Here is a 24,570-nt window from a genome sequence, read left to right as displayed (position 1 = left end):
ATTTAACGTCCAAAATAAAAATCTTTTTTATCCACTCGATTTGGATCCTCGAGCGGATATTCCTTGCGCATCGGGAATACCTCCAATTCATCCATATTCAGGATACGTCGCAAATCAGGATGTCCTTCGAACACTACACCAAAAAAATCATACGTTTCCCGCTCCATCCAGTTGGCTCCATTCCATAAGGGGGTAGCTGAAGGAATTGCCGGTGTAGGCCCACTGATAAATACTTTTATCCGCAGACGTAAATTCTGCAATAGATTATGTACATGGTATACGACACAGAAATCGCGCTCTTCATTCGGATAGTGTACTGCCGTAATATCTGTCAAGTAATTAAAACGTAAAGCCGCATCGTCCTTTACAAAAGCGAGCACATCCAGTATAGACGCTGCTTCCGTTGCGACGGTCAGTAAACCATGCGGTTCGGCTACGACACGCACTTGTTCCCCAAACTGCTCCTGCAGACGATCTATAACGATTTGATTATTCAGCTTATCCATTATCTGTCACTATTCCGTATTTTTCCAACAATGCCTTATACTCCGGCGTATTCCGGCGGTTCAACGATTCATTCTTCACGATTTCCTGCAATTTCAACACGCCGTCCAATATCGCTTCGGGGCGTGGAGGGCATCCCGGAACATACACATCCACGGGAATAATCTCGTCTATACCTTGCAATACCGAATAGGTGTCAAAAATCCCCCCACTGGAAGCACATGCACCGACAGCTATTACCCAACGGGGTTCCGCCATTTGTATATAAACCTGCTTTAAGACCGGCGCCATTTTTTTAGCTATTGTTCCCATGACCAATAGCATATCCGCCTGTCGTGGCGAGAAACTTGGACGCTCCGCGCCAAAACGGGCTAAATCGTACGTCGAGCCCATAGTGGCCATAAACTCAATCCCACAGCACGACGTGGCAAACGGCAGCGGCCATAACGAGTTCGCCCTAGCCAAACCGATCACTTTATCTAAAGACGTCGCAAAAAATCCTGCTCCTTCTACACCCGGAGGCGCTTCCGCCAATGTCACTTTACTCATGATTTTTTTGTTATTGTTGCATTAATCCCAATCCAGGGCTCCGCGTTTCACCTCATAAACCAGACCCAGAACGACAATACCTAAGAAAATACCCATTTTCCATAAACCGTCCATCCCCATCTCTCTAAAATTAACCGCCCAAGGGTACATAAATATCACTTCCACGTCGAAAACGACGAACAAGATGGCAGCCATAAAATACTTAACGGAAAAAGGTTGTCTCGCGTTACCAATCACCTCAACTCCTGACTCGAAAGCCCCCAGTTTATTCTCTGTACGGACTTTCGGCCCAATTAAATGCGTACCGATGATCGTTAGAACACCAAACGCTACCGCTACGCCTAATTGTATTAGAATCGGTATATAATCTATTGGGGCGCTTTCTAAGTTTACACTTTCCATAATAACAATTGACTATTTTATTCCCTCTCTAACAAATATATCACTTTTTCAGCACAAAAAAAGGGGCTGCATGCAGCCCCTTTCTTATTTGTTATGATTCTAAATTACAGTTGATCAACGAATTGTCCCGCAAATTCATCTTCCGGGCTAACCTTGATGGTTTCCTGGAAATGTGCTTTCGCTTTTTCGGTTTCTCCTTTCAAATAAAAGAAATAACCTAAGTAATTATTCGCATCTACAATGTAAGAATTCACTGTAGTTTCAGGCAATTCTGTGTTCTGTACCTCTTGTAACAATCTGGTGAAAGAGTCTACAAAAAGTCCCTTCGCATTTTCGGGATCATACATCACACCATCCAGCGCTAATTCAGACAAACCTTTATAATATAAAGAATTCACCAAATATTTCTTCTTTACGTCTTCTTTATCCGTTGCAATAACGACACCGAACGATTTAATAGCTTCATCAAGCGTAGGCTTTGCTGCTGCGATCTTCTGCGCACCGAGTTCCGGTGTTACCTCTTCACCTTCTGCCGGAGACACCAATCTAGAACCTTTGGTATACTGCCCAAGTCCAACAAAGTAATTGGCATCATAATAGTAATCAGATGAATCCTGCGCAGCCGGGATACGGAAAATCTTAACCGCTTCTTCTACTTCACCATCCTGGTATTTAGCGAAAGCAGTTTCTGCAATTTCTGTTTCCAAATTATCCTCCGCCGTTTGTTTCTCGACAGCTTGCTTCAATAACTGCTCACCTTTTGTGGAATCGCCAGCACTTAAGTTCGCCAAACCAGCATATAAGTAGTCACGGGGAATCAAACGTTCCGGCTGCACTTTTTCGAACAAGATATTCATGTTCTCCGCCGCTTTTGCATAATCTTTATCTTGGTTATAGGCGATATACCCCAAATAACGGTAAACTTTAGCGTCTACACCCGGCATATTTGCCAACTGCTCCGCAACCGTTTTCAACTCTGCATAGTTACCCGAATACACCAAGAAGTCCGCATAACGTGTTTTTGCCTCTACTGTAGCATCACCTGTCAAGCTTAAGTATTTTTGGTAAAACTCCAATGCCTTCTGGTTGATTTCCCGATAGTCATCTTCCGGCGCTTTCAGCGAAGACAAATAATAGGTCTCCGCAAGCTCGCGGTAAAGTGGCGCATAATTGGGATTCTCACCTGACAATTTCGTCAATGACTCAATAACCACGTCATATGCTTGTGCTCTTCTAGAAATCAACGCTTGCCCAATTTTTGGCGCCAACAAGTTTGGATCAAGATACTCCGCATCGCGGTAGTTTACAAACGCCTGGCTACTTTCACCCATACCTGCATACGCATCACCTAAAGCGATTAATATATCGGCATCTTTCTGGTTTTTTTCTTTCGCCTGTGTCAGATATTCAATGGCTTTTGTATAATCAGGTTCTGGCGCTTTGATATAGGCCTGTCCAACATACAACAACGGTAAATAGTCCTTTCTGCCTAAACCAGAAACAGCTGTCGCAAACTTCGTTTCAGCTGCCGCCTTGTCGCCTTTCATTAAGTCGACAATACCCAATCCTACGTTATTTAATTTCTCTTTGGGCGCATTCGTCACGCCTTGGTTAAACGCATAAGAAGCCGAATCAATTTTATCGTTGATCAAATGAATTTGACCAAGATAAAACCAGTTCTCTCCGTCTTTTGCCTTCTTTTCTACCAAGTTCTGAAGCATCCCTTTTGCTTCATCATATTTCTCTTCGGCTATTGCAGCCTTCGCATCCTTTAAGCTCTGTGCACTTACAGAACCTATCGTTCCCGCCAATAATAGACTTAAAAATAATTTGCTTCTTGTCATAATCTATTTGTGTTCTATTTTTCTTTTTTACTAACTAATTACACACCAATTTAAACAGGAATTATCATAAATCTAAACGAATTATATGATTTTATATCCTGCGTTCGTTTCTTATACTTTGACTATCTCTCCGTATAAATGTTTAATTTCATACCCATACTTGACTTACCACGCACGCCTACAACGAAATATCATCCCGTATAATAATGTCACGCCCTGGCATCGTAGCAGGCACTAAGCCCGATTTCAGCACGATACGTTGCCCCCGATCACCTGTCAAAAACGCAGAAAAACCTATCCCCAGCCCCAAATTAGGTTGATAGTTCTGCACGTAAAATGTACGGCGTAGTGGATACTCCTCTGCAGCAATCGTAGACTGGCTGGGCTTATAATATTTATTATCGGCCGCCTCGCCTATCGTATTCTGGACGCTCAAGATACGAATATTATTTTTATTTGAAAATGAAGTAATCAAATCTAAATAGACATTATATCCCAAAATTCCAATTTTATCCGGATCATTTGCTACCGCTTCCAGTACCTTCTCGCTATCTCCTTGTGCCTCCACAAAATTGGATGCTACCTTTTCTAGTTTACCCAATTCTCTCAAGTATCTAAACGTACTGGAATTAAGGTTGTCGAAAACAATCTTTTTCCGGTCAACACTTTCTCCTTTCATCGCATTCACCAAATATTCAATAGTAACGGTCGTATCGACAAGTTTAGTATTATTGATGACGACAATTGCATCGTTCCATACGGGAAATATCCGAGGTTTAATCGCTCGCTTCTTGAAATAATCATTCTCTGTTTCATTCAATTCGCGCGCTAATACCGCCACACCAGCCTCTTTTGACAATAACTCGCGCACAGCCAATAACTCCGGTTGAACAATAATGTTCAGTTTAGCATCCGGGTACGCCGATAAAAAGACCTCTTCCTGCTCTTTCACAAGTGGCAGGATCGTCTCATCTACTACGACGTTAAGCACGCCTACCAAGATATCCTCTTTTGATCCTGTGTTTTTTACCGAGCTATCCCGAGTAGAAGCCCCCCTCCTCTCTGTCCGGGAACAACCTGAACAGCCTGCCATGCTAAACAGCAGTACGATTAAAACGCCTATGTTGAATAATTTCATTTGTGTAGTTTTAAGTTAGAGAGTTAAGGAGTTAGACTTTTTTAATTTTCTTTAGCTTCTATCAAAAATTATTCTGCCATAACCGGGCAAAGCGCAAGAACGAATAAACAATGAGCAGAATGCCGAACATATTCTTATATGTAGGGTCTATATCCAAGGGAAATTTATCCCAAAAGATAACCAGGACACCTAAAATAAAATAAAAGGCAAACATCGCCAGGCCCAAAATAGACAGAAATCGCTTTGTTGGCGATTTCTGACTAAATTTTCTTGTGTTGTTACGCAAACCACTCATAGTTATTGTTGAAGGTTCAATGTAATAGGCAATGTGTAAGCTACACGTACTGGACGACCGTTCTGAATACCCGGTTTCCAAGGTTTTGCTTTTTTCAACACATTCACAGCTGCTGTACCGGTACCGTATGATAAGTCTTTTACCACTTTGATGTCCGTCAAGCTACCGTCACGCTCTACTACGAAAGAAACAACAACCTGTCCTTTCACACCCGCATCAATAGCTCCTTGCGGATAGCTATAGTTACGTCCAACCCATTCCCGGAAAGCGTTCAAGCCACCGTGCGGCTCTGGGTTCACCTCTACCGCGGTAAAGATTTTGTCAGCACCACCATCCGGATCGCCAGTAGCACTACCTGTAATCTGCCCTTCGACTTTTTTCGGACCAAATTCTCCGGTAGGCACACCTGATGCTCCTTTTGTACCCTTTAAGGTAATACGTGCCGGTGTTTTATTTTCTTTCTTAATTTCCTCTTGCGATACCACTTCCTCTTTTACCTGACTTTCAGGCACCACCTTCGGCTCCGGGAAGCGCACCAAGTCTTCTGCTGGTGGTTCCTGTGCAATACGTTGAGGTGGTTCTTCCTCCTGTGGAAGTGGTTCTTCTTCCTCTTCTTCAGGCTCCGGTATATCCAAATCCTCCAGCGTCACCTCTGTTATCACAGGGGCTTCTTCCACTGGCTTATCCGGAAATATCTTAATGTTAAACATTTTTGGAGCACTCAAAACAAGAACAACCGAGACAATCGAGAATAGCGCAACATTGGTTGCCTTCGGAGCAAACTTACGTAAGTCATAGGCACCGTACTCTTTATTTCTATTCGCAAAAACGACGTCAAGCCATTCTTTTTTGAATATATCTAATTTAGAACCAAACATATTTTACTTAATTATGCGATTAATCGTTAAAAAGACCTTCGCTTTTCAACACTTCTATTTCGTCACTGTTGATTTTTGAAATCATGTAGCGCTTCACATCCACAATACGCATCTCGTCTAAAATATCCACCAGATTACGTTGTACAGATTTTTCGCTAGGCCTGATTACCACAATCAAATCTTTACCTCCGGCACGCTGAGGAACCTCTTTTTGCATTCTGAGCAATACCTGACGAACGCCTTCTTTCCCATAATCTATCGTTGTAGGTGGGTAGATCGGTTTCGCCAATTGGCCATAATACCAAGAGATTTTATTGTCCGACCCCAACAGAAGTGTGATGGAACGATTGTCTGCAATTTCCAGATTATCGTTAGCATCCATCTTATTCTTATCAGGCATGGCCACATCCATGGCTTGCGGAGTATTTAGTGACGTGGTCAGCATAAAGAAGGTAATCAATAAGAAGGCTAAGTCTACCATGGCGGTCAGATCGACCTTACCGCCGGCTTTCTTGGCTCTTACTTTACCGCCTTTGTCTGATTTACTATCTTGATTTAATTCTGCCATTTTTCTTCTTGTTTATGAATTTAGCCTTCGTTTCTCAAACCCGTTACGAAACTAAATTTATTCTGCTTCTGATTCCGCAGCGTTTCAATAATCAAATTGATTACCGGATATTTTTCTTCGGCATCGGCTTTGATTGCTACTTTCATAGGTCCCGGATCCACAAAGTTCTTCTCTCCTTCCCGCGAACGGTTGAATTCAATCGTTGCCCGACGCGCTTCCTGTACCCAAGAATACAATTCATTGGAGTTTGTCTCTGTACTATCTACAGGGATACCTGGCTGAATACTCTCTGTACGTTGGTCGTTTGGCAGCGAAAGCAACTGACGTAGATTTTTAATCGGGACCCCAAATTCGTCCAACTGCTTAAATTTCTCATATTCCTCAGCAGAAAAATTGACATTATATTTCTGCGACATATTCTTCAATGTTATCTCCCGTACATTCGGGTTTTTCACACCAAAGAAAATCTTGCCGTCAGCCACCGAAATAATCCCCAAACCATCATCTGGTAATTTTTCCGGACTCGTCGAAGCGGGTGTATCAACCACTAAAACCTCGGGCTGACGTGCCGTTGCTGTTAATACGAAGAATGTAAGAAGCAAGAACGATACATCACACATCGCCGTCATATCGATGGAGGTACTGGCTCTTTTTACTTTTGCTTTACCCATTATCTTTACTTCCTTTAATTAACAATTCTTATTCCTTTTATAGCTATGATGCATGTTCTTCTCAAATTCCATAAAAGAATTTGAAAAAAACATCTTTTTCTTATTTATGGTTTGCTGCGTACGTTTGTACAATAGAAAAACCAGCCTCATCGATAGAATACGTTAATTTGTCTATTTTCGCTGTTAAGATATTGTAGAATACAATAGCGATAGTGGAAGTTGCAATACCTGTTGCCGTATTAATCAAGGCCTCAGATATACCGTTTGCTAATTTCGCTGAATCCGGAGCTCCACCCGTTGCCAAAGCCGAGAACGCTCTAATCATACCTGTTACTGTTCCCAATAGACCTGTCAGTGTACCGATAGATACTAACGTCGCTAAAACGTTCATGTTTTTCTCCAACATTGGCATTTCCAATGCAGTTGTTTCTTCGATTTCTTTCTGGATAGCCACGACAGATTTTTCGGAATCCAAACCAACATTAGCCGAAACGTCTTTGTATTTCAACAAGCCCGCTTTTACAACGTTTGCCACAGAACCCTTTTGTTTGTCACACTCCGTAATTGCTGAATCGATGTTACCACCGTTGATCAACTGTTGGATTTTTCTTACAAAGTTGCCTACATTACCTGTACCAGAAGCTCTACCGATAACAATAAAACGCTCCACAGCGAATACCCATACCATTAAGAATAGACCCAAAAGCACAGGTACTACGGCACCGGCGTGGTAAACCATTCCTAAATAGTTACCAGGAAGGGGTTGATTTTCCGGATTACCGTCGATAAAGTTTGAAGGATCTCCCATTACAAATCTATAAACGACGAAACCAATCACAAAACAAATGATGATTGCTAAACTCGCAAATAAATTACCTGAATTTCCGCTTTCTTGTTTTTTAGCAGGAGCAGTAGTTTTTGGTGCGTTTGCCATTTTACTAATTTTTAAATTTTTACTGTTGTTTAATATTTAATGTTTAATTCAATTTGTGCAATTCAAAAGCACTTATTCTGCTATAAAGCAAAACAAATATACTATTTTGTGTTAAAAATAAAATTTTCTTGACATTAATTTATACATCTTTCAATGCGTCGCATACTTAGTAAACCATCAGCGGTTCCGTGTCCTTCCTAATATGCTTATTAGCTATACGGATTAACGTTAATACCGCGCTAATATTTTACAATGAAAACCATTTTTTTTGGTTTATGCAAATTAAAAAATCATTAACAGAAAAAAATAAGTAAGTATTTACTCACGAAAAGACAGTTCATTTTCAAACAAAGACACGATCAAGCAATTGTCATAATTTCAAAGCTAATAATCGCGTTTTCCTGCCGATCGGCGCTTAATATTCGTTATAAAACACTAACCTCCAACCAATTTCGTATTATATCCTTCAGCTGTTAGCAAATCAAAAATCTTTTGTTTAAAATCGCCCTGGATCAAAATCTCTCCGTCTTTTGCCGCTCCTCCCACGCCACATTTTTGTTTTAACTTTTTCGCCAGTTCGTTCAAATCATCGTCTGTTCCGACGAAACCTTGTACAATTGTAACAACTTTTCCTTTCCGAGCCTTACGGTCCAATAAGACCTTTAGTTTTTGCTGCGCAATAGGTAACGTCTCTTCTGCTTCCGTTTCCTCGGCGTCCACATATTCAAAATCATTCGCTGTGGAATAGACAATCCCTTCAAATCGTTGTTTTTTCTGTTTAGCCATATGTATTTTTTAGTGTTAAATAATTTAACTCTTTTTAACAAATTATCTTCAGTGACTTGGGTTTAATGGTAATTTCAAGTTTTCCTCCCATTTCCACAGGCTCCCCATCCACGTGCACTGGACCATTTTCATCTCGTAAAATGATAATTTCCTTTCCGGGAATAATTTCTACATATTCCGATTGGTCCGCACTCTTTGTAAACAAATGGAACACCATTTTTGGAAAGAGATAAAGCGGAAACTTCTTTACGATACATACATCCAGTAGGCCGTCGTTGATCGATGCTTGCGGTGCTATATATGCATTGTTGCCATACTGGGGTGAGTTAGCCACACTAACCATAAACGCTTCTTTTCGATATTCTTTTCCATCTATCGTCAACGTATAGGTGCTAGGCTGGAAATCACTGAGCACATTAATCGCCGAACGTAGATAGCCAATCGGACCTCTTATATTATCTGCTGCAAAGCGGTCACTCACCGACGCATCAAAACCTAGTCCAGCAATATTAAAGAAATGCCGTCCGTTAACCACACCCGTGTCGACCGCCGTCGTCTCGAAACGGTTTATCCGGCGGATAGCAGCGGATTCGTTGAGTGGAATTCCCAAGTAAAGCGCCAAACCATTACCGGAACCTTCCGGGATAATTCCCAAAGGCATGTCCGTACCTAAAATCGCTGACCCCAACTCGTTAATGGTGCCATCCCCCCCCACAGCTACGACTGCATCATACCCTTCCTCAATCGCCGATTTTCCTAGCTCAAAAGCATGATTGGCGTGATCGGTGATCTTAAATGTCGGGTCAAATTTCTCCAGATCCAGCACCTCTAACACCTGCTTATTAAACGCGGTCTTCTTTTTCCCTCCCGAGATTGGGTTGATAACAAACAATATTCGCTTACGTTGACGCATATCTTCATCCGAAATAGTTTAGTAAAGATAACGTTATTTCTCTTCTTTTTTTTCCTCAAAAAAAGAAGCAAAAAAATTCGTCGCTGAAAAATTTGATGCGTCCCATCACCCCGCACATTTCCCGCATCGAGAATAGTTTTGATGGGGTGGATAGTGCAAGTATAATGTTTCTACATATTTCAAAATTTTTGATGCGACATCCGTAGTTAACGGTGGATGGTGCAATTGCCTGCCTGAAACGTCATCATATAAATATCCAGCTGCGGCTTTCAAGGTTAATCGGGGTCTGTGCAATACCGTGTATACTTTCTATATAAAAAAGTAGAGACACCATATTGGTGTCTCTACACGTAATATCGAGATACGCCGTTAACGGCCAACAGTGGGGACTGAGATCTATTGCTGTAAATCCATATTTGGCTCGCTTCCCATCTGTAATTTCAGCGTCCCACCGTTTACGACATCCGCAAACGGGATGGTTATTGATTGCTGTGCTTTGCCGTTTTTATTTAGAGATTGTACATATATATTTTCCGACGAATTGTTTTCCGCCTCTATCACAAACTTGTCACCCTGATAATATTTTTTGTTCAACCTGACCTCGATACGATCAAATATCGGGCTGCCAATCTGAAATTCGGGATCGATCTGCGTTAAGCCTTTTACGTCAAACAAACCCATACCAGCCATCACATACCACGCGCCCAATTGTCCTTGGTCTTCGTCTTGACCATATCCATAACCATGAAGTCCATCCAAACCATAAAATTCATTACATATCGTCCGCACCCACTTCTGCGTCAAATACGGCTTCCCCGAGAAATTAAACAACCAAGATACGTGCAGGTTTGGCTGATTACCGTGATTATAAAGCGCATGGACACCCGCGAAAGCATCTACAGTCTTACCACCGCCAAATGTATTCTTTTGCGAATGCACAAAGATACTATCTAGACGATTATTAAACACATCCTGCCCCACCTTGTCAATCAATTTTTCGGGTTCATGCGGCACATAGAACGTGTATTGAATGGCATTCCCTTCCTGAAAACCAGCCCAAGCTGCCATGGGATCGAACGGTGATAAGAAATTTCCATCCAGTGTGCGCGGGCGAATAAGCTCCGTCTCCGGATCAAAAAGATTTTCCCAGTTCGAAGCCATTTTAGAAAGACGTTGATAATCCGTCTCCTTATTCAAATTTTTTGCAAATTGTGCAACGGCGTAGCTACTAAACGAATACTCCATGGTATGAGAAGCCCCAAATACCGATCCCTCATCTTGCTTGGTAATAAAATAATCATCACTTGGAATATAAGGACAATAACCTCGTTGCACAAATGCTCCAACATCTAACTTACCTGCGCCAGCGGGTCGATTTTGGCCATCTATCTCATTCTTTAATGCGGCTTCATAACCCAGATGATAATCAAAATCACGAATACCGCAATTGTAAGCTGCTGCAATAGCAAGACTGGTAAAATTCGTCCCTACGCCAGAAACATATTTGCTGTTTGCAATACCATCGCCCAGCCAACCGGTTTCTTGATAAACCAATAACTGGCTCTGTACCCAATCTGAATAGTACTCTGGGTAGGCTAATGCCCACAGCTGAGTAAGGTTCCAATAACCGCCCCAAATCGCATCTGTATTGTAATAACTGAATGTCGGTCGTTTATCTTTATCCAATGCAAGATAACCGACGGTGCCATCATTTTTAGGATAAGCTCCATTAACATCATTGGCAAGCCCTCGCCCTAAAAGAGCGTGATATAGACCGGTATAAAATTTGACTTTATCCTCCTGACGGCCACCCGTTACCTGGATACGTCCAAGCATATCATTCCATCGTACAGCAGCTTTTTCTTTTATCGTGTCGAAGTTATGATCGGAGCCTTCCGTTTCATAATTTCGCTTTGCATTTTCGATGGATGTATAAGACTGTCCGATCTTTACTGTAATTTGTTCGTCAGCGGCTGTCTCATATTGAACCGCCAAGCAAGCTCCTACTCCCTTTATTTCACTTGCTGCACGAACAGAATCTGCACGTAGGAAAGTCTTGACGCTACGGAAAGGTCGGCTTAATTTCGCATAGAAATACATATTTACGGTCGCCTCTGGTTGGTATTTTTTGACATATTCAGGCTTGGTGACGACATATCCCTCGATGGTCGTTTCATCAACGACTTTAATATATGCATCATCTACCTTCCCACTTTCGCCCAGTTTATTTCCGATATCAAATAAAATATAAGACTCTTCCGACTGCGGAAAAGTATAACGCTGATAGCCGACCCTCTCGGTCGCTGTAAGTTCCACGGTGGTATTATATTTATCTAATAATACACGGTAGAATCCAGAAGTAGCATATTCGTTCTCTTTCTGGAAAGAAGAACGATAGCCTTCGCTGGAGTTTTCAAGCGTACCTGGCGCAGTTTGTAGCTCCCCGACAATGGGCATTAACATGACACCACCGATCTGAAATTCATGGAAACAGGCAAACCCTTCGATAGAACCATGATTATCCTCATAACCAACAGCTTCCCAACCATTAGCATTCCCATAGGAACCATTTGTGGAAGGCCCAAGTTTAGCCATTCCAAAAGGCACAGCAGCCGGTGTATAGAAGAACCATCGGCTGTGTACAGAACCGATGTTAGGATTCACATAATCGGTTAATTTTTCTACTGTATTTCGCTTACCCGCGCAGGATAACACCAAAACACAGAGCGTTACTAGCAACAGGTATATATTCTTATTTTTCATTTGCGTAAATTGTTATTGGATGTAAATTTTATTAGGGCGATACGTGCATACAATTCAGCCATACAGGATGTATCAAGTAACCATTTAGGCTTCTTATTCTCTTCTTTTTGACCCGTCCAATCAGCATAAGGCAATCCTTCTTCGTCTCGAGCATGTACCCATGCCCAATCAGCCCGTTCGATTACAGCATCTATATATTTCGGGTTTTGATCAATTTCGTACAGTTCTTGGTAACCCCTGAACAATACCAACGTAAACCAAGGCATATCTTTGACATATGGAATACGATCTTCCGTATAGTCAAAATAGTATTTATAAGAGCCCTCTGCTAAAGCCCGTGCATCTTCAAGATAATGCCTATCGCCCGTAACCTTATAAAGTCGGACGGCTGATTGAATCATAGTGCCCGTATTGTAGGTATATGCATGCTGCTGTACTTCCGCTTCTTTACGTCCTGTTGTGGTACCATCGGGGATGAGCAACGAATTCCAAATAATATTCAATGTTTCATCACGCAGTGTTTCCAGCATCCAATCATAGGATTTTACCGCGTACTGTAGATATTCCTTCTCCCCAGTTGCTTGATAAATCTTTAGAGCCAGTACCGTCGCCTTACCATTGCTACAGGCTGGTTTCTGATCGCGAATTCCTTCTAGCCAAGAAACACCACCACCAAAATCCTCGGTCCACCCACTCTCGATAAAGGTCATCACCTCTTTCGCTTTCCTTAAATAAGATGTATCTGCCGTAATCATATAGGCATCAATATAATCAATTCCCACCAACCCATTGTCGTCGTAATATCGGTCTACCGTCTCGAACTTTGACGGATAAGCCTGATATCCATGGGGCTCACGGGTTTTATCCAGATATTGCTCTACCGCGAAAACCATCGCATCCAAATAAGGTTTATAGGTTTTCGGATCTAACTCCATAAGTACATTGACAGAAGAAAAAATACCACTCATGGGCCAGAGATAGGAGACCTCCTGCGCTTTGTGCCCCTCCTCCTGAAAATACGTGATGTCCGGCTTATGACTGTTAGGATAATATTCAGCAAATAATCCATGCTCAGGTACCCGGTATTTTTCCCATACCAATTGGAATACTTCGTTGGCCTGTTGAAGATAAGTATCCTTTGGCTGCGCCTGCACAATAGGTTTCAACATAAAAACTATTAAAAGTAATAAAAGTCCTTTTTTCATACTCATCAATCTTTAGTTTCTCCGCGATAGAGCGCTAAAGCACCATACGACTCCACTACAGCACCCTGCATAAGCAAAGAATAATATCTACCTGGATTTGCTCCCGTCCAGTCTTCATAGAAGAATCCAACCTCCGTACGGGCATTCTTATAGCCATTATTTATAAAATTGTAATACGTATTGACGTATGTTTTGGCTCGATCGTCATGTGCAGCTAAATCTATATAAGCACGCAACAATTTTGTATTAAACCAAGGGTCAGTATCCGTGTAGGACAAAACACCGTTACGGGTTTTAACGAAATAGTCGTATGCCCCCTGTGCTGTCGTTTTAGCCTCCTCCATATATTGGTTATTACCCGTAATTTGTGCTAGCCGGATACCATTTTGTACCATCACCCCTGCATTGTATGTCCACAATCGTGTATTAATCGTGCCATTCGCATTCTTATCGTTCCAGTAACATTTTGTTGCCGGATCATAAAGATTATCCCTTAGCCAACTATACAGCGCTGTGGCCAACTGTAGTACATGAGCCTTTTCCGCTTCTGGACACACTTCATAATACATCAGCAGAAAAAGTGTCGCGTACCCGTTAGAACAGGTGGGCTTATTCGCGTCTGCAGATGATGGATTGTACCGGAAATCTTCATTCCACCACAATGCCCCGCCCAACTGATCATCCACACCGCTTTCGAGGAAAGGTACAATCCGGGATGCACGCTCCACATAGGTTATGTCCTGTGTAATGTGGTACGCCTCTATTAAATTCACTCCGATAATAGAGTTATCATCGTAAAATCGTGTTCCCCCACCCGTACTCCCATTTGTAGATGAACCATATCCTCCGATATTGTTGCCATGGGCCGTTTGTCTATAATATTTTTCGAATCCATCCACAATTTCGGTGTAACGCACATCATAGCCTAACTGATGAAGCTGGGAAGCACCGCTAACGACCGCATCATACGGCCAAAGATACGAGTATGTCGCATCGCCCGATTGTACGGGGTAATTCTCCTTAAACAAGTCGCCCGCTTTATAGTATTGATTGATAAGATCGAATACTTCTTTCGCCCTCGCGGGGGAATTAACCGTTTCGTCAGGCAATGGATCTTTATTGTCTGGTTTTACATAAGGTTCCGAACCGTCGTCACAACTCGTGATGGCAAGCCCCATTAACCATATATAACATAATATCTTCTTCATTCGTCTATAAATTTGTAATATTAGAAAATTCATGTACCATCAGGTTTTCCTTATTGGTATTGATCGTAATAGTTGCTCTTTTGGAATCCAAATCTCCCTTCATTTTCCAGAGATGCTCCCATTGACTCCACGTAAATTCGCCGATTTCGTAGAACGACAGTGGCTCACCTCCGGTGGGACGCTCGCTACTTACACCATCCATTCTTCCCCAACATTTCTCCACGCCATCTACTACCGCAATAAAATAATATCTTTCCTCAATCCAACCAAGCCATGCAGGTGGATTCGTTTCCGGTTTACTCGGATCAAGAAAACGTATCACACTATTCGCAGCGACAAATTTACCGTCGCCGACATAAGATAACTGGCCAATAACATCAAACGATGCTCCCCAGATACAGCGCACATTCGAGACGACTTCTGTTTTTATAGATAAGGTATTGAAATTTACTGTGATACGGTACGGGTTAGCATTTGGCGTGAGGGTCAAGACACCTTCCCCTTCCTTAAGCTTTGTCCCATCTAAGTAATAGCCAAATTCCTCTTCCCCCACTGTCCCTTTTATTGCTAACTCCCCATTTCCCGCAACTTTGGAATAGATAATATAGATACCATCTGCTGCTTTGCGGAATAAGGAGCCCTGAGCACCATTACTCTCATTACCTTCTCCATATAAATAAAGGTTGTCCGGCATATTATCTATCCCTTCTCCGCGTGTTACTTCGATGTCATTCTTCTGTTCGGTCGATCTCACATCGCCACCCTTCGAAGTCAGCACCGACCAAGATATTTCTCCTGTTTCTCCAGGTGCTATACCTGCTTTACGAGCAATAGTATTTAGTACAGCATGCGTCAGTGTCAATCTAGGATGGGCACCAAAATCGCTCTTTATCCGTTCTACGGGATCGGACAGATCTCCTCCTTTTTTCACGAACACAACTTCGTATAGCACATATGCGCCATCATTCGCACCACCGCCATTCCAAGAAAGAACAATATTATCGGTTGACGTCACATCGAGTGCTATTTTTGCGGGCGAGACGAGTTCTGCAGGCACCGTAAAATCGGTGGAAAGCAGATATTCTTTTTTGCAAGCACCCAATAAAAACAGGGTGCCTGCTATAATTAAAAAAGTTAGGTTTTTCATGATATTCATTTTAAAGGTTACCATTGGGGATTTTGTGTCAAGCTGCTATTCAGATCCCTTTCATTTTGAGGAATCGGCCATAAATAGTGTCTGCCGGCATCAAATCTCCGATTTTCTACACGCACATATCCGTTATCTGTCCCCACCGCATCGCCGGTATACAATCCATGGCTCCAACCGTTGAGCACCTGTTCGGCAATCCGCCAACGGATAATATCCTTATGACGTAATCCTTCGAGTGCCAATTCACTCCGACGCTCACGGCGCACAATCTCTTTCAAATCTCCTCCGACGGGAAATTCCAAAGCTCTCGGCTCCGTAAATCCAGCACGAACACGAAGCGGCCTTATCGTTCTATCCCACTCTGTCGCCGTCAGTTGCCCTTGTTCGGCCAAAGCTTCGGCGTGCATCAATAGGATATCCGCATAACGCATTAAAATAATATTCAAACCCGACATCAGATTAGAACGGTACGTGTTATCCCAATACTTTTTGATATAATAGCCCGTAGCCGATGCGTCGGAGGAAAAATCAAATCCATCAGGTGCAACGCCTTTTCGGCTATCAACGACATGTTGGGAACCATCGGCTAATCCATACGAATTACCCGTATACATAATGGTAGCCGCTAATCTCGGATCCCGATTAGAAAAAGGTACTTCGGGGTCGTAGCTGGACGATGGTGCATCTGCAACCGAGTATCCATCCAATGTAATATAATTATCGACCAGTTCCTGTAACGGAGAAAGTTGAGAATAACCACCCAATGACGGTGGAAGAAAATTGTACTGCACCTGATGTTCACGATCGACAGGCTTGTACTGCACATCCAGTAATATCTCTGCATTATTTTCATGCGCAATTGTAAACAGATCTTCGTAATTACTATAAAGCGAAAATCCACCCTCCGTCATGATTCGGTCCGTGAGCAATGTCACCTCATTGTATCGGCCTGCCCCTTCAAACAGTAGGATCCGCGCTTTAAGCCCCATGGCGGCCCAACGCGTTATCCGTCCGATGTTTTGCGCATCGTACGAAGGGGGGAGATAATTGTTGTCAATTACTTCCGATAGCTGCGTTAATAGACTATTGACAATTTCAGCTTTAGCTGTACGTCCGATGGTTCTCGATTCATCGATGGAAATAACAGTAGTAAAAAACGGCACATCACCAAACTTTGAATAAAGTTCGAAGTAATGGTACGCCCGGATAAAAATAGCTTCTCCTCGATAACGGTTGCGCAACGCATCGCTTAATTCCGGAATACGGTCTAAATTATTGAGTAACTGATTACATTGGTGAATGCCTGCATACCGATAACTCCACACCGACTGCACGTAATTATCCGCTGTAGAATACGTCCCATTGCCGATCGCTTGGTTGTGACTGTTGCTCACCTTCGTATAAGCGTTATCCGTCATAGCGTCGGCATACAGTACTTCATCGGCATTGTTCATGCCTTGGTAGCATTTATTAATCATATACATCGCCGATTCGGGCTTATTCCAATAATCGGCATCCGTTTCTCTATCGTGGGGCGTAAGGTCAAGGTCGTGACATGACACAAAAAATAGGCATGCGATTGCAACTGCTATGCTAGATCGTTGTATGTACTTGTTCATAATTTTTACGTTTAAAAGTTAAGATTCAACCCGACAGAAAAAGTACGGTTTACCGGATAGATACGTCCACCGCCATCGGCGGTCTCTGGATCCCATCCGCCTTTCATATCGGAGAACGTCAAGGCATTCTGTATACTGGTATAGATACGGAGACGATTTAACGACATTCTCTTCGTCCAGTGTTCCGGTAATGTGTAACCTAATTGCACGTTTTTAAGTCGTAGGTAAGCTGCATTTTCTATCCAAAAACTAGATTTTACGGCATTGTTTGCAGATTCTGCTCCCACTGTCAGTCGCGGATACATAGCGTCCAGATTAGTCGGTGTCCAACGGTCAATATGAAAATCAAACACAGGCCCTTCGTTATTATTGTGGAACGCTTCTACCGACTCACCTCTTAACCACACCTTCCGTTGTCCGACTCCTTGCCAAAACATAGAGAAATCAAGACCCTTCCAACCTACAGCATAGTTAAACCCGTATAAAAAGCGAGGGAATCTATTCCCCAGTATAAAACGGTCATCATCCTCTTTGACTATGCCATCACCATTTTTATCCAAGTAACGAAGATCACCCGGTTTCGGTGTAATCCCATCCAGATGAGGTCCCTGCGCTACCTCGTCCGCTGTCTGGAAATATCCATCCCACCGATATGCATAATACGAATCTATAGGATATCCTTCCCGCACGATGGTATTTACATCAAATCCATTGATCCATTCCGTCCCCTTAATATCGATCACTTTATTTTTGCTATCTGATAGATTTCCTGATATGGTATGGTCCACTCCACCGGTTCTGAATTGGTAGCGAGCAGCAAGTTCCCAGCCTTTATTCCGTACCTTACCGGCGTTCTGAATCGGTGTGCCACCGCCAAATAATCCTGGAACGGGGATAGCGATAAGAATATCATACGTATCATTCACATAATATTCTCCTGACAGCGTCAACGCGTTATTGAGAAATCCCAGGTCCGCTCCGATATTAAACATCTGGGTAGTTTCCCACCTTAAATCCGGGTTAACAGCGTCAAACGAAGCGACTGGAAACATCGTATCACCAAAATTATATCCTTGCGATACATTCACTGTCGCCTGGTACTGGTAATCTGCAATCCGGTTGTTACCAACCAGCCCCCATGAAGACCTAATTTTAGCGGAAGGCATGATACGCTTCAGATCTGCACCATAGAAGTTCTCCTCGGCAATATTCCAACCTGCAGAAACCGACGGAAACCATGCCGAGCGGTTACCTGCTCTAAACTTGGAAGAAATATCATCCCGTAGATTGAATTCTATAAGGTACCTGTTGGCATAATTGTAATTCATACGTAGAAATGCCGAATAAATAGACCATTCGTGCTGCCACTCTTGGTTACCTGTATTTGCCGTTTGTGCACCGCCCATGATATCATAATTAGATTCGTCGACGAGTCTAAACGTTTCAAAACGATTATCCGTTCCTCCTTCGTAGGAATAGCCTGCCATGGCGTTCAAGGTATGGTCTCCCCAAATCTTATCATAAGAAAGGATGAGGTTGCTGGTTATATTTTGTATACGCTGCGAACCATTGGTCATTCGGTTCTCTAAATCACCCGAACCTGGTATAGCCTTACGGTTTTCTTTCAGCCGGTTGTAATACAATTGTGTACCGACCATCCCACGCAACGTTAATCCATTCCATATTTTGTATTCAGCATTCAATATTCCAGATAAATCGTCATTCGCACTTTTTCGCAACCCACCCTGCTCTAAACGAGCCAAGGAATTGGAATTACTTCCACTAGGATAGTTATATCCTCCTTCCGCATTTCGAATCGGATAGATGGATGGCATACGCGTTGCTTGCTCAATAAGCCATTCTGTCCAATAAGCATGATCTTTCAATGTATTACGTGCATATGCAGCCTTTACCCCCACCTTAAAGCGCTCGGAAACTTCCGTTTCGACGTTGGTACGAAAATTAAATCGTTCAAGCCCATAATCTGGCCCCTCAAACATACTCTCCTGATCCAGATATGCCCCAGAAATCAAATAAGTCGTTTTCTCCCCTCCCCCTGATAGCGATAAGTTATGCGACTGTTGGGGTGCATTTGTTCGATATATTTCTTTCATCCAATTGGCATTAGGTCCATTTGTCCGGTAATCCGCTATCTGTTCCGAGGTAAACTGCGTTGGACGCCCAGAATTGATGAGCGCTTCATTTCGCAGCTCAGCATACACCCATGAATCGACAATTTGCGGCATAAATGTAGGTGTCTGTTCCGCAAAAATGTAATCGTATGACACGTTCGAGGTACCTTTGCGTCCTTTCTTGGTGGTAATGAGAATAACACCATTGGAAGCGCGGGAACCATATATCGCGGCCGATGCAGCATCTTTCAATACGGAGATATTTTCTATATCGGCCATATTCACATTTTGGATATCGCCCAGTATACCATCAATTATAACCATGGGATCATTGTTATTCAAGGTATTTATACCACGGATATTGATTGCGGGGCGACTCCCCGGTTGCGAATTGCTCTGTTGAATGGTTAATCCTGGCGTAGTCCCCTGGAGAGCCTCTACCACATTGACGACAGGTCTACTTTCCAGTTGTTTCATATCAACAGAAGATATTGCACCAGTCACATTACTCTTTCGTTGGGTACCGTAACCGACGACAACGACTTCATCAAGTTGTTCATTCGTTTCTAGGAGTATGACCTGCAAAGTCGATTGGCCATTTACCAAAACCTCTTGGGTAACATAACCAATGTTTGATACCTGCAAAGTCGCGTCAGCTGTAGAGAGGTTCAATGTAAACCTTCCTTCAGCGTCAGTCCGAGTAGCATTCGTTCCACCCACTTCCTTTACAGAAGCTCCAGAAATAACGGCATCGGATGTATTAACGATGACACCTTTTACCGCATGTTGTTCCTCTTGGGCCGTTACTGTAAGTGCCTGGATGCCCAGCAACATAAGTAACAAGTATGGAGGAATGATTTTAATAGATAATGTTCTTTTCATATTATCATAATTTAATGTTTAGTGTTTTATAATCTAATTAGCCAATTGATGTAAAGCATAGGCATAGGCACCTAGCGAAATGGCCGTGCTCGTTCCCAGAGATGTTGTCATGATAAATGTTTTTTTATGGGGGTTATAATTTATTTTTTTGTTGGTATTCGGTATCCAGATTTCTCGCTGCGCTTCCTTCATAGCCTGATTGAAATTATCTTCATTATCGGCATCGATGACTTCCATTTGCAAGCGTGACAGGTTATCTTCTGAAAAAGTTGATAAAGACGACCGCAATTCACTTATTAGTGTAGGCATGATATATTTTGCCGCACCGATGATTCCACCACCGATTACGACGGTCCCATCTGCAAACGTCAACAGATGTGCTATCACGTCACCTGCCACCTCGCCCAATCGGGCAAAACTACTCACGGCTGCTTGCCGATCACCTTGTATCTCCCCTTCTGCAATACGAAATATATCCATAGGCGTTAGTGTTTCATCTTTAATACCGGTCTGTTCGTTATACACCCGGGTGATTGCACGCCTGCTAACGCTCTCTTCGGCGATCATATGGGGAAAAAGCTTATTGCGAAATACCCATACATCACCACCACAATCGTTGTCACCTGTCAGTAAGTCGTTATTTATAACAATGCCCGATCCAAATCCAGTCCCGAATGTGACACCAATAAGGTTACGATATTCTTTATGATAACCCTGCTTTTTTAACCGTTCATTTAGCGCTGGCAAAGCACCAGCCAACGCCTCGCCGTAAGCAAAAAGATTACCGTCGTTATTAATAAAGACAGGAATATGAAAATGCTCCTCCAGAAACGGACCAAGTGGAATGCCACCGCGAAAGGACGGAAAATTCGGTAAATCGTGAATGATACCGTTCTTGTAATCTGCCGGACCAGGGAAAGCGAAACTAATAGCAACCGGTGCTTTCGGAAGCTGATTCCATACGTGTGTAAATCCATCAATCAAGGTATCCAGACATTTCTGTAGATCATCCGGATAAGCCGGCAAGCAATAGGCTTCGACAATCTCCTTATTACTCTGGATAGCGGAGAACACCATATTTGTACCACCGGCGTCCAGCGTCAACACAATACGGTTATCATGTTCATACATAGGATTAACATTTAAATTTATAAGAAATGAAACCGATGATCAGCATGCTCACCAACACAACCAGTAATCCAGCTGTGAAACTTGTCATATCGGTGATCAAACCTTGCAATGGCAAAACCAAAGCCCCGCCCGATACTCCCATAATCATCAATGCGGAGATTTCATTCGCATGCCTCATATCATGTTGCATTGCCAGCGAAAAAACAATCGAAAATACATTTGCACAGGCAAGTCCCACGAGTGCGATAGAAAGTAATAGTCCCAAAAGCGAGGTGCTAAATAGCATGCCTAAAAAAGCTAATACAGCCAACAGCATCGTTCCGCGCAGGAATTTTACAGCAGACAATTTTGTCAACAGGAGGGCGCCGACAAAAGTCCCGACGGTACGCGTCGCAAAGTAAAGGCTTGTCCCCAGCGCAGCTTCCTCCAATTGTACCGCTAGTCGATCCATTAATAACTGCGGTATACTGGTGTTCAACCCTACATCAATTCCTACAATCAGTAAAATAACGACGACGCAGCGGACAAGGTATTTGTCACGCAACAAAGCAAATATCATGTGCAATGAAGAAGACTCTACTTTCGTATCTACCGATTCGTTGGGATGCAACGCGTAAAGTACGATAATAGCTAGCACCGTTGCCAGGCCATAAAATAGAAATGTCAGACGCCAATCACCTAATTGGACTGCAGTCAGACCTACGATTATAGGGCCTAAAAACGAAGAAATTGCTTTGATAAACTGTCCCATGGTAAGCGTACTAGTCAGTTTTTCTTTTCGTACCATAAAGGCGACCAACGGATTCAATGAAACTTGCAAAACCGTGTTTCCGATCCCAAGCAAAGCGAAAGCGCATAATATGCCCCCATAAGTGTAACTCACAAAAGGAATACCCATTGCCACGGCCGTAATCATCAAGGAAACGGATACCGTGTGCTTACGTCCTATTTTATCCATCAACAAGCCTGTCGGCACAGCACATATAGCAAACCAGACAAATACCATCATGGGGATCAAGCTGGCCGTGCTGTCCGACAGCGCAAAATCTTTCTTTACATAATTGGTCGCAATCCCTACTATATCCACAAATCCCATGATGAAGAAATTGAGAAATATAGGTATCAATACAAGGTTTGGTTTATTTTCTTGGTTATTTTGCATAGCGTATTGCTCCTCCTATTGTGTAATCAAAATCTTACGGATGCTTTAATAGTAACGCAGGTTTTGCCGGTGGAGGCGCCATGTGGTCGAATACGATATGACGTAACGGCTGCGGGAATAATAAACGTTTCCGCATAGTGGATAATCATTGGTTCAAATGCATTCGTAGGACTTTCCACAATAATTTCCTCCCCCTCTACCAGATTCAGCACATTGACACTTTCTTGCGTATAATGTTCAACCGGAACAGAAAAAGTATGCCGGCGCGTCTCGATAAATTCAGTTTTGTGCAGACCTGTTTTTTCTTCTATCCATCCATCGCCCTGGGCAATCACCTGCACGTTATTCACTAATTCTGCCTGGGTATAGTCGGTATCACGATCCCAATCGAGCACCTGTTTTCCCCGCTGTACATTAATAGGTCGCGGTTTCCCGTCTAAGCCCACTTGTCCCCAGTCCCACAGCTTGAAGGTAAATAGATTAGGAGTCGAACTGATTTCGAGCACTACAGCATTTATACCCGAGCAGTGTATGGTTCCTGCCGGAATAAGAAAATGATCATGTTTCTTTGTCGGAATTTTGTTTACATACTTTTCCGCATCGAAAATAAGTTCCCCTCGTTCTGCCTTCTCAAGCTCGTCCATCATCACATCACTATCCACACCTGTTTTCAATCCGAGATACACATGCGCACCTTCCTTTGCCTCCATGATATAATAACTCTCATCTTGCGTATAATGCAAACCAAAATTATCGCGGGCATATTGGGTGGTTGGATGTACCTGAAGACTGAGATTCCCGCCCTCAACGGTATCCAAAAAATCAAAACGAATCGGAAAATCGTTTCCAAAACGAGCTTCCACCGGTTTGCCTAACACCTCGACACCCCTCGTATTGATGAGGTTCACAGCCGGCATCTCAAATACAACATTATCCACATTGAGAAGCAAACTATTCTCCTCTGGCACACAATCAAAGCCCCAGCCGTAGTTCACCTTAGCCGTATCAAGTGCAAATTCTTCTTTCATCCACTGGCCTCCCCATGGTGCAGGGTCAAAGAATGGAACAACGCGGAAAGGCGAAGCCGCCGCTTTGTCCATCCCCGCGTAAAATGTAGATCTGTCAATCATCTTAGGCGCGTTTGCCACAACGGTATCAAGCCAATAATCCACATTGGTGTAAATCGTTCGTTTATGTTTATCCAGCAAGCGCCAGTCATTGAATAATCCTCGCTTATATTGCTGAGAAAAGGGCTCTTTGCGGTTGTCAATACCCAATGCGCTGACTTCCTGTCGACGCATGCGCTGCTGTATTTCCCAACGCGGCATATCTGCATACACTAAGACATCAGCTTTGACCACCAGTTGAGCGCCCTGCCCAAACACTAAAATACGTCCTTTAGATTCCGCTATTGCCTTTTGCACAGCTTCTAACTTCTCCACGTCGAAATACTCATCCAAGGAGATATTGGAAACATAACCGAACAGCGTATCGTCTGTCATAAACCTTTTCGTTAACGCTGCCACCTCCGATTCCGAAATAAACAAATCCTTCGTGCGGATAAAGAGATCCGATTTAAGCTGCATCAGCTGCGCTTCCAACTCTTCCTGATCTATACCAGTGTAACAATCTATTACCATAACACGATTGCTGTTCTGCTGCTCTGTCAAAACAGAAATGATAGCATTCCATCCCTCCACAGCAAAACCATTTAAGTTGATAGCAGGCTTCTTTTTGTAAGTACTTAACATGTCTATAATTATATAATTGTTCAGTCATATGGATAGTATGTATATACATATGATACAGCAAATATGAATACTTTAATTTTATAAT

General features: G+C 42.8%; 20 protein-coding genes. All 20 read right to left on the bottom strand.

The annotated features are described in order from the left end of the window. Positions 1–2: 2 nt before the first annotated feature. Entirely contained in the window at positions 3–506 is a 504-nt protein-coding gene (locus H8B06_RS03450) for an NADH-quinone oxidoreductase subunit C (RefSeq protein WP_190992910.1), read from the bottom strand. Further along, positions 499–1,053 carry an NADH-quinone oxidoreductase subunit B gene (locus H8B06_RS03445; protein ID WP_190992909.1) on the bottom strand — a complete coding sequence of 185 codons (555 nt, stop codon included), beginning with the start codon at positions 1,051–1,053 and terminating at the stop codon, positions 499–501. Before H8B06_RS03445 ends, H8B06_RS03450 begins: the two co-directional genes overlap by 8 nt. A gap of 21 nt (positions 1,054–1,074) precedes the next feature. Beyond that, entirely contained in the window at positions 1,075–1,455 is a 381-nt protein-coding gene (locus H8B06_RS03440) for an NADH-quinone oxidoreductase subunit A (protein WP_130142601.1), read from the bottom strand. Between the two features lie 104 nt (positions 1,456–1,559). Then, positions 1,560–3,299, bottom strand: a complete 1,740-nt coding sequence (locus tag H8B06_RS03435; RefSeq protein WP_190992908.1) for a tetratricopeptide repeat protein — start codon at positions 3,297–3,299, stop codon at positions 1,560–1,562. Between the two features lie 178 nt (positions 3,300–3,477). Continuing rightward, on the bottom strand, positions 3,478–4,437 hold the full coding sequence (locus tag H8B06_RS03430) for a PstS family phosphate ABC transporter substrate-binding protein (RefSeq protein WP_190992907.1): 960 nt from the start codon (positions 4,435–4,437) through the stop codon (positions 3,478–3,480). Between the two features lie 297 nt (positions 4,438–4,734). After that, positions 4,735–5,610: an energy transducer TonB gene (locus H8B06_RS03425; RefSeq protein WP_190992906.1), complete on the bottom strand. Its 876-nt coding sequence runs from the start codon at positions 5,608–5,610 to the stop codon at positions 4,735–4,737. Between the two features lie 19 nt (positions 5,611–5,629). Continuing rightward, on the bottom strand, positions 5,630–6,178 hold the full coding sequence (locus H8B06_RS03420; protein WP_190992905.1) for an ExbD/TolR family protein: 549 nt from the start codon (positions 6,176–6,178) through the stop codon (positions 5,630–5,632). Between the two features lie 20 nt (positions 6,179–6,198). Beyond that, the gene (locus H8B06_RS03415) at positions 6,199–6,849 is read right to left on the bottom strand and encodes an ExbD/TolR family protein (RefSeq protein ID WP_190992904.1); all 651 of its coding nucleotides are present in this window, start codon (positions 6,847–6,849) and stop codon (positions 6,199–6,201) included. 100 nt (positions 6,850–6,949) lie between these two features. After that, the gene (locus H8B06_RS03410) at positions 6,950–7,783 is read right to left on the bottom strand and encodes a MotA/TolQ/ExbB proton channel family protein (RefSeq protein ID WP_190992903.1); all 834 of its coding nucleotides are present in this window, start codon (positions 7,781–7,783) and stop codon (positions 6,950–6,952) included. Between the two features lie 435 nt (positions 7,784–8,218). Continuing rightward, positions 8,219–8,569, bottom strand: coding sequence for a translation initiation factor (locus H8B06_RS03405; protein WP_190992901.1), 351 nt, complete (start codon positions 8,567–8,569; stop codon positions 8,219–8,221). A gap of 34 nt (positions 8,570–8,603) precedes the next feature. Beyond that, on the bottom strand, positions 8,604–9,482 hold the full coding sequence (locus tag H8B06_RS03400; protein ID WP_190992899.1) for a diacylglycerol/lipid kinase family protein: 879 nt from the start codon (positions 9,480–9,482) through the stop codon (positions 8,604–8,606). A gap of 396 nt (positions 9,483–9,878) precedes the next feature. Then, on the bottom strand, positions 9,879–12,245 hold the full coding sequence (locus H8B06_RS03395; protein WP_190992897.1) for a GH92 family glycosyl hydrolase: 2,367 nt from the start codon (positions 12,243–12,245) through the stop codon (positions 9,879–9,881). Continuing rightward, positions 12,242–13,456 (bottom strand): glycoside hydrolase family 76 protein, encoded by a 1,215-nt coding sequence (locus H8B06_RS03390; RefSeq protein ID WP_190992895.1) that lies wholly within the window; start codon positions 13,454–13,456, stop codon positions 12,242–12,244. The genes H8B06_RS03395 and H8B06_RS03390 overlap by 4 nt, the downstream gene beginning before the upstream one ends. Beyond that, complete coding sequence (locus tag H8B06_RS03385; protein WP_190992893.1) at positions 13,456–14,658, bottom strand: glycoside hydrolase family 76 protein; 1,203 nt, start codon at positions 14,656–14,658, stop codon at positions 13,456–13,458. The genes H8B06_RS03390 and H8B06_RS03385 overlap by 1 nt, the downstream gene beginning before the upstream one ends. 4 nt (positions 14,659–14,662) lie before the next feature. Next, positions 14,663–15,805: a SusE domain-containing protein gene (locus H8B06_RS03380; RefSeq protein WP_190992891.1), complete on the bottom strand. Its 1,143-nt coding sequence runs from the start codon at positions 15,803–15,805 to the stop codon at positions 14,663–14,665. Between the two features lie 17 nt (positions 15,806–15,822). Further along, complete coding sequence (locus H8B06_RS03375) at positions 15,823–17,427, bottom strand: RagB/SusD family nutrient uptake outer membrane protein (protein WP_190992890.1); 1,605 nt, start codon at positions 17,425–17,427, stop codon at positions 15,823–15,825. A gap of 11 nt (positions 17,428–17,438) precedes the next feature. After that, positions 17,439–20,441, bottom strand: a complete 3,003-nt coding sequence (locus H8B06_RS03370; RefSeq protein WP_223857452.1) for a SusC/RagA family TonB-linked outer membrane protein — start codon at positions 20,439–20,441, stop codon at positions 17,439–17,441. 33 nt (positions 20,442–20,474) lie between these two features. Beyond that, the gene (locus tag H8B06_RS03365; RefSeq protein ID WP_190992888.1) at positions 20,475–21,572 is read right to left on the bottom strand and encodes an ROK family protein; all 1,098 of its coding nucleotides are present in this window, start codon (positions 21,570–21,572) and stop codon (positions 20,475–20,477) included. Between the two features lie 4 nt (positions 21,573–21,576). Further along, positions 21,577–22,734 carry an MFS transporter gene (locus H8B06_RS03360; RefSeq protein WP_190992887.1) on the bottom strand — a complete coding sequence of 386 codons (1,158 nt, stop codon included), beginning with the start codon at positions 22,732–22,734 and terminating at the stop codon, positions 21,577–21,579. A gap of 26 nt (positions 22,735–22,760) precedes the next feature. Then, positions 22,761–24,485 carry a class I mannose-6-phosphate isomerase gene (locus H8B06_RS03355; RefSeq protein WP_190992886.1) on the bottom strand — a complete coding sequence of 575 codons (1,725 nt, stop codon included), beginning with the start codon at positions 24,483–24,485 and terminating at the stop codon, positions 22,761–22,763. Between the last annotated feature and the right edge of the window lie 85 nt (positions 24,486–24,570).

The sequence above is a fragment of the Sphingobacterium micropteri genome (assembly GCF_014692515.1).
GTDB classification, from domain to species: domain Bacteria; phylum Bacteroidota; class Bacteroidia; order Sphingobacteriales; family Sphingobacteriaceae; genus Sphingobacterium; species Sphingobacterium micropteri.
The sequence above is the reverse complement of the archived record's forward strand: the minus strand, read 5'-3'. Positions and strand labels throughout refer to the sequence as shown.

Coding starts and splice junctions, on each gene's coding strand:
- H8B06_RS03395 (WP_190992897.1), bottom strand. CDS start 12,245: ATGAAAAATAAGAATATATACCTGTTGCTAGTAACGCTCTGTGTTTTG.
- H8B06_RS03380 (WP_190992891.1), bottom strand. CDS start 15,805: ATGAAAAACCTAACTTTTTTAATTATAGCAGGCACCCTGTTTTTATTG.
- H8B06_RS03440 (WP_130142601.1), bottom strand. CDS start 1,455: ATGGAAAGTGTAAACTTAGAAAGCGCCCCAATAGATTATATACCGATT.
- H8B06_RS03415 (WP_190992904.1), bottom strand. CDS start 6,849: ATGGGTAAAGCAAAAGTAAAAAGAGCCAGTACCTCCATCGATATGACG.
- H8B06_RS03430 (WP_190992907.1), bottom strand. CDS start 4,437: ATGAAATTATTCAACATAGGCGTTTTAATCGTACTGCTGTTTAGCATG.
- H8B06_RS03400 (WP_190992899.1), bottom strand. CDS start 9,482: ATGCGTCAACGTAAGCGAATATTGTTTGTTATCAACCCAATCTCGGGA.
- H8B06_RS03435 (WP_190992908.1), bottom strand. CDS start 3,299: ATGACAAGAAGCAAATTATTTTTAAGTCTATTATTGGCGGGAACGATA.
- H8B06_RS03355 (WP_190992886.1), bottom strand. CDS start 24,485: ATGTTAAGTACTTACAAAAAGAAGCCTGCTATCAACTTAAATGGTTTT.
- H8B06_RS03360 (WP_190992887.1), bottom strand. CDS start 22,734: ATGCAAAATAACCAAGAAAATAAACCAAACCTTGTATTGATACCTATA.
- H8B06_RS03385 (WP_190992893.1), bottom strand. CDS start 14,658: ATGAAGAAGATATTATGTTATATATGGTTAATGGGGCTTGCCATCACG.
- H8B06_RS03375 (WP_190992890.1), bottom strand. CDS start 17,427: ATGAACAAGTACATACAACGATCTAGCATAGCAGTTGCAATCGCATGC.
- H8B06_RS03390 (WP_190992895.1), bottom strand. CDS start 13,456: ATGAGTATGAAAAAAGGACTTTTATTACTTTTAATAGTTTTTATGTTG.
- H8B06_RS03405 (WP_190992901.1), bottom strand. CDS start 8,569: ATGGCTAAACAGAAAAAACAACGATTTGAAGGGATTGTCTATTCCACA.
- H8B06_RS03420 (WP_190992905.1), bottom strand. CDS start 6,178: ATGGCAGAATTAAATCAAGATAGTAAATCAGACAAAGGCGGTAAAGTA.
- H8B06_RS03365 (WP_190992888.1), bottom strand. CDS start 21,572: ATGTATGAACATGATAACCGTATTGTGTTGACGCTGGACGCCGGTGGT.
- H8B06_RS03425 (WP_190992906.1), bottom strand. CDS start 5,610: ATGTTTGGTTCTAAATTAGATATATTCAAAAAAGAATGGCTTGACGTC.
- H8B06_RS03370 (WP_223857452.1), bottom strand. CDS start 20,441: ATGAAAAGAACATTATCTATTAAAATCATTCCTCCATACTTGTTACTT.
- H8B06_RS03450 (WP_190992910.1), bottom strand. CDS start 506: ATGGATAAGCTGAATAATCAAATCGTTATAGATCGTCTGCAGGAGCAG.
- H8B06_RS03445 (WP_190992909.1), bottom strand. CDS start 1,053: ATGAGTAAAGTGACATTGGCGGAAGCGCCTCCGGGTGTAGAAGGAGCA.
- H8B06_RS03410 (WP_190992903.1), bottom strand. CDS start 7,783: ATGGCAAACGCACCAAAAACTACTGCTCCTGCTAAAAAACAAGAAAGC.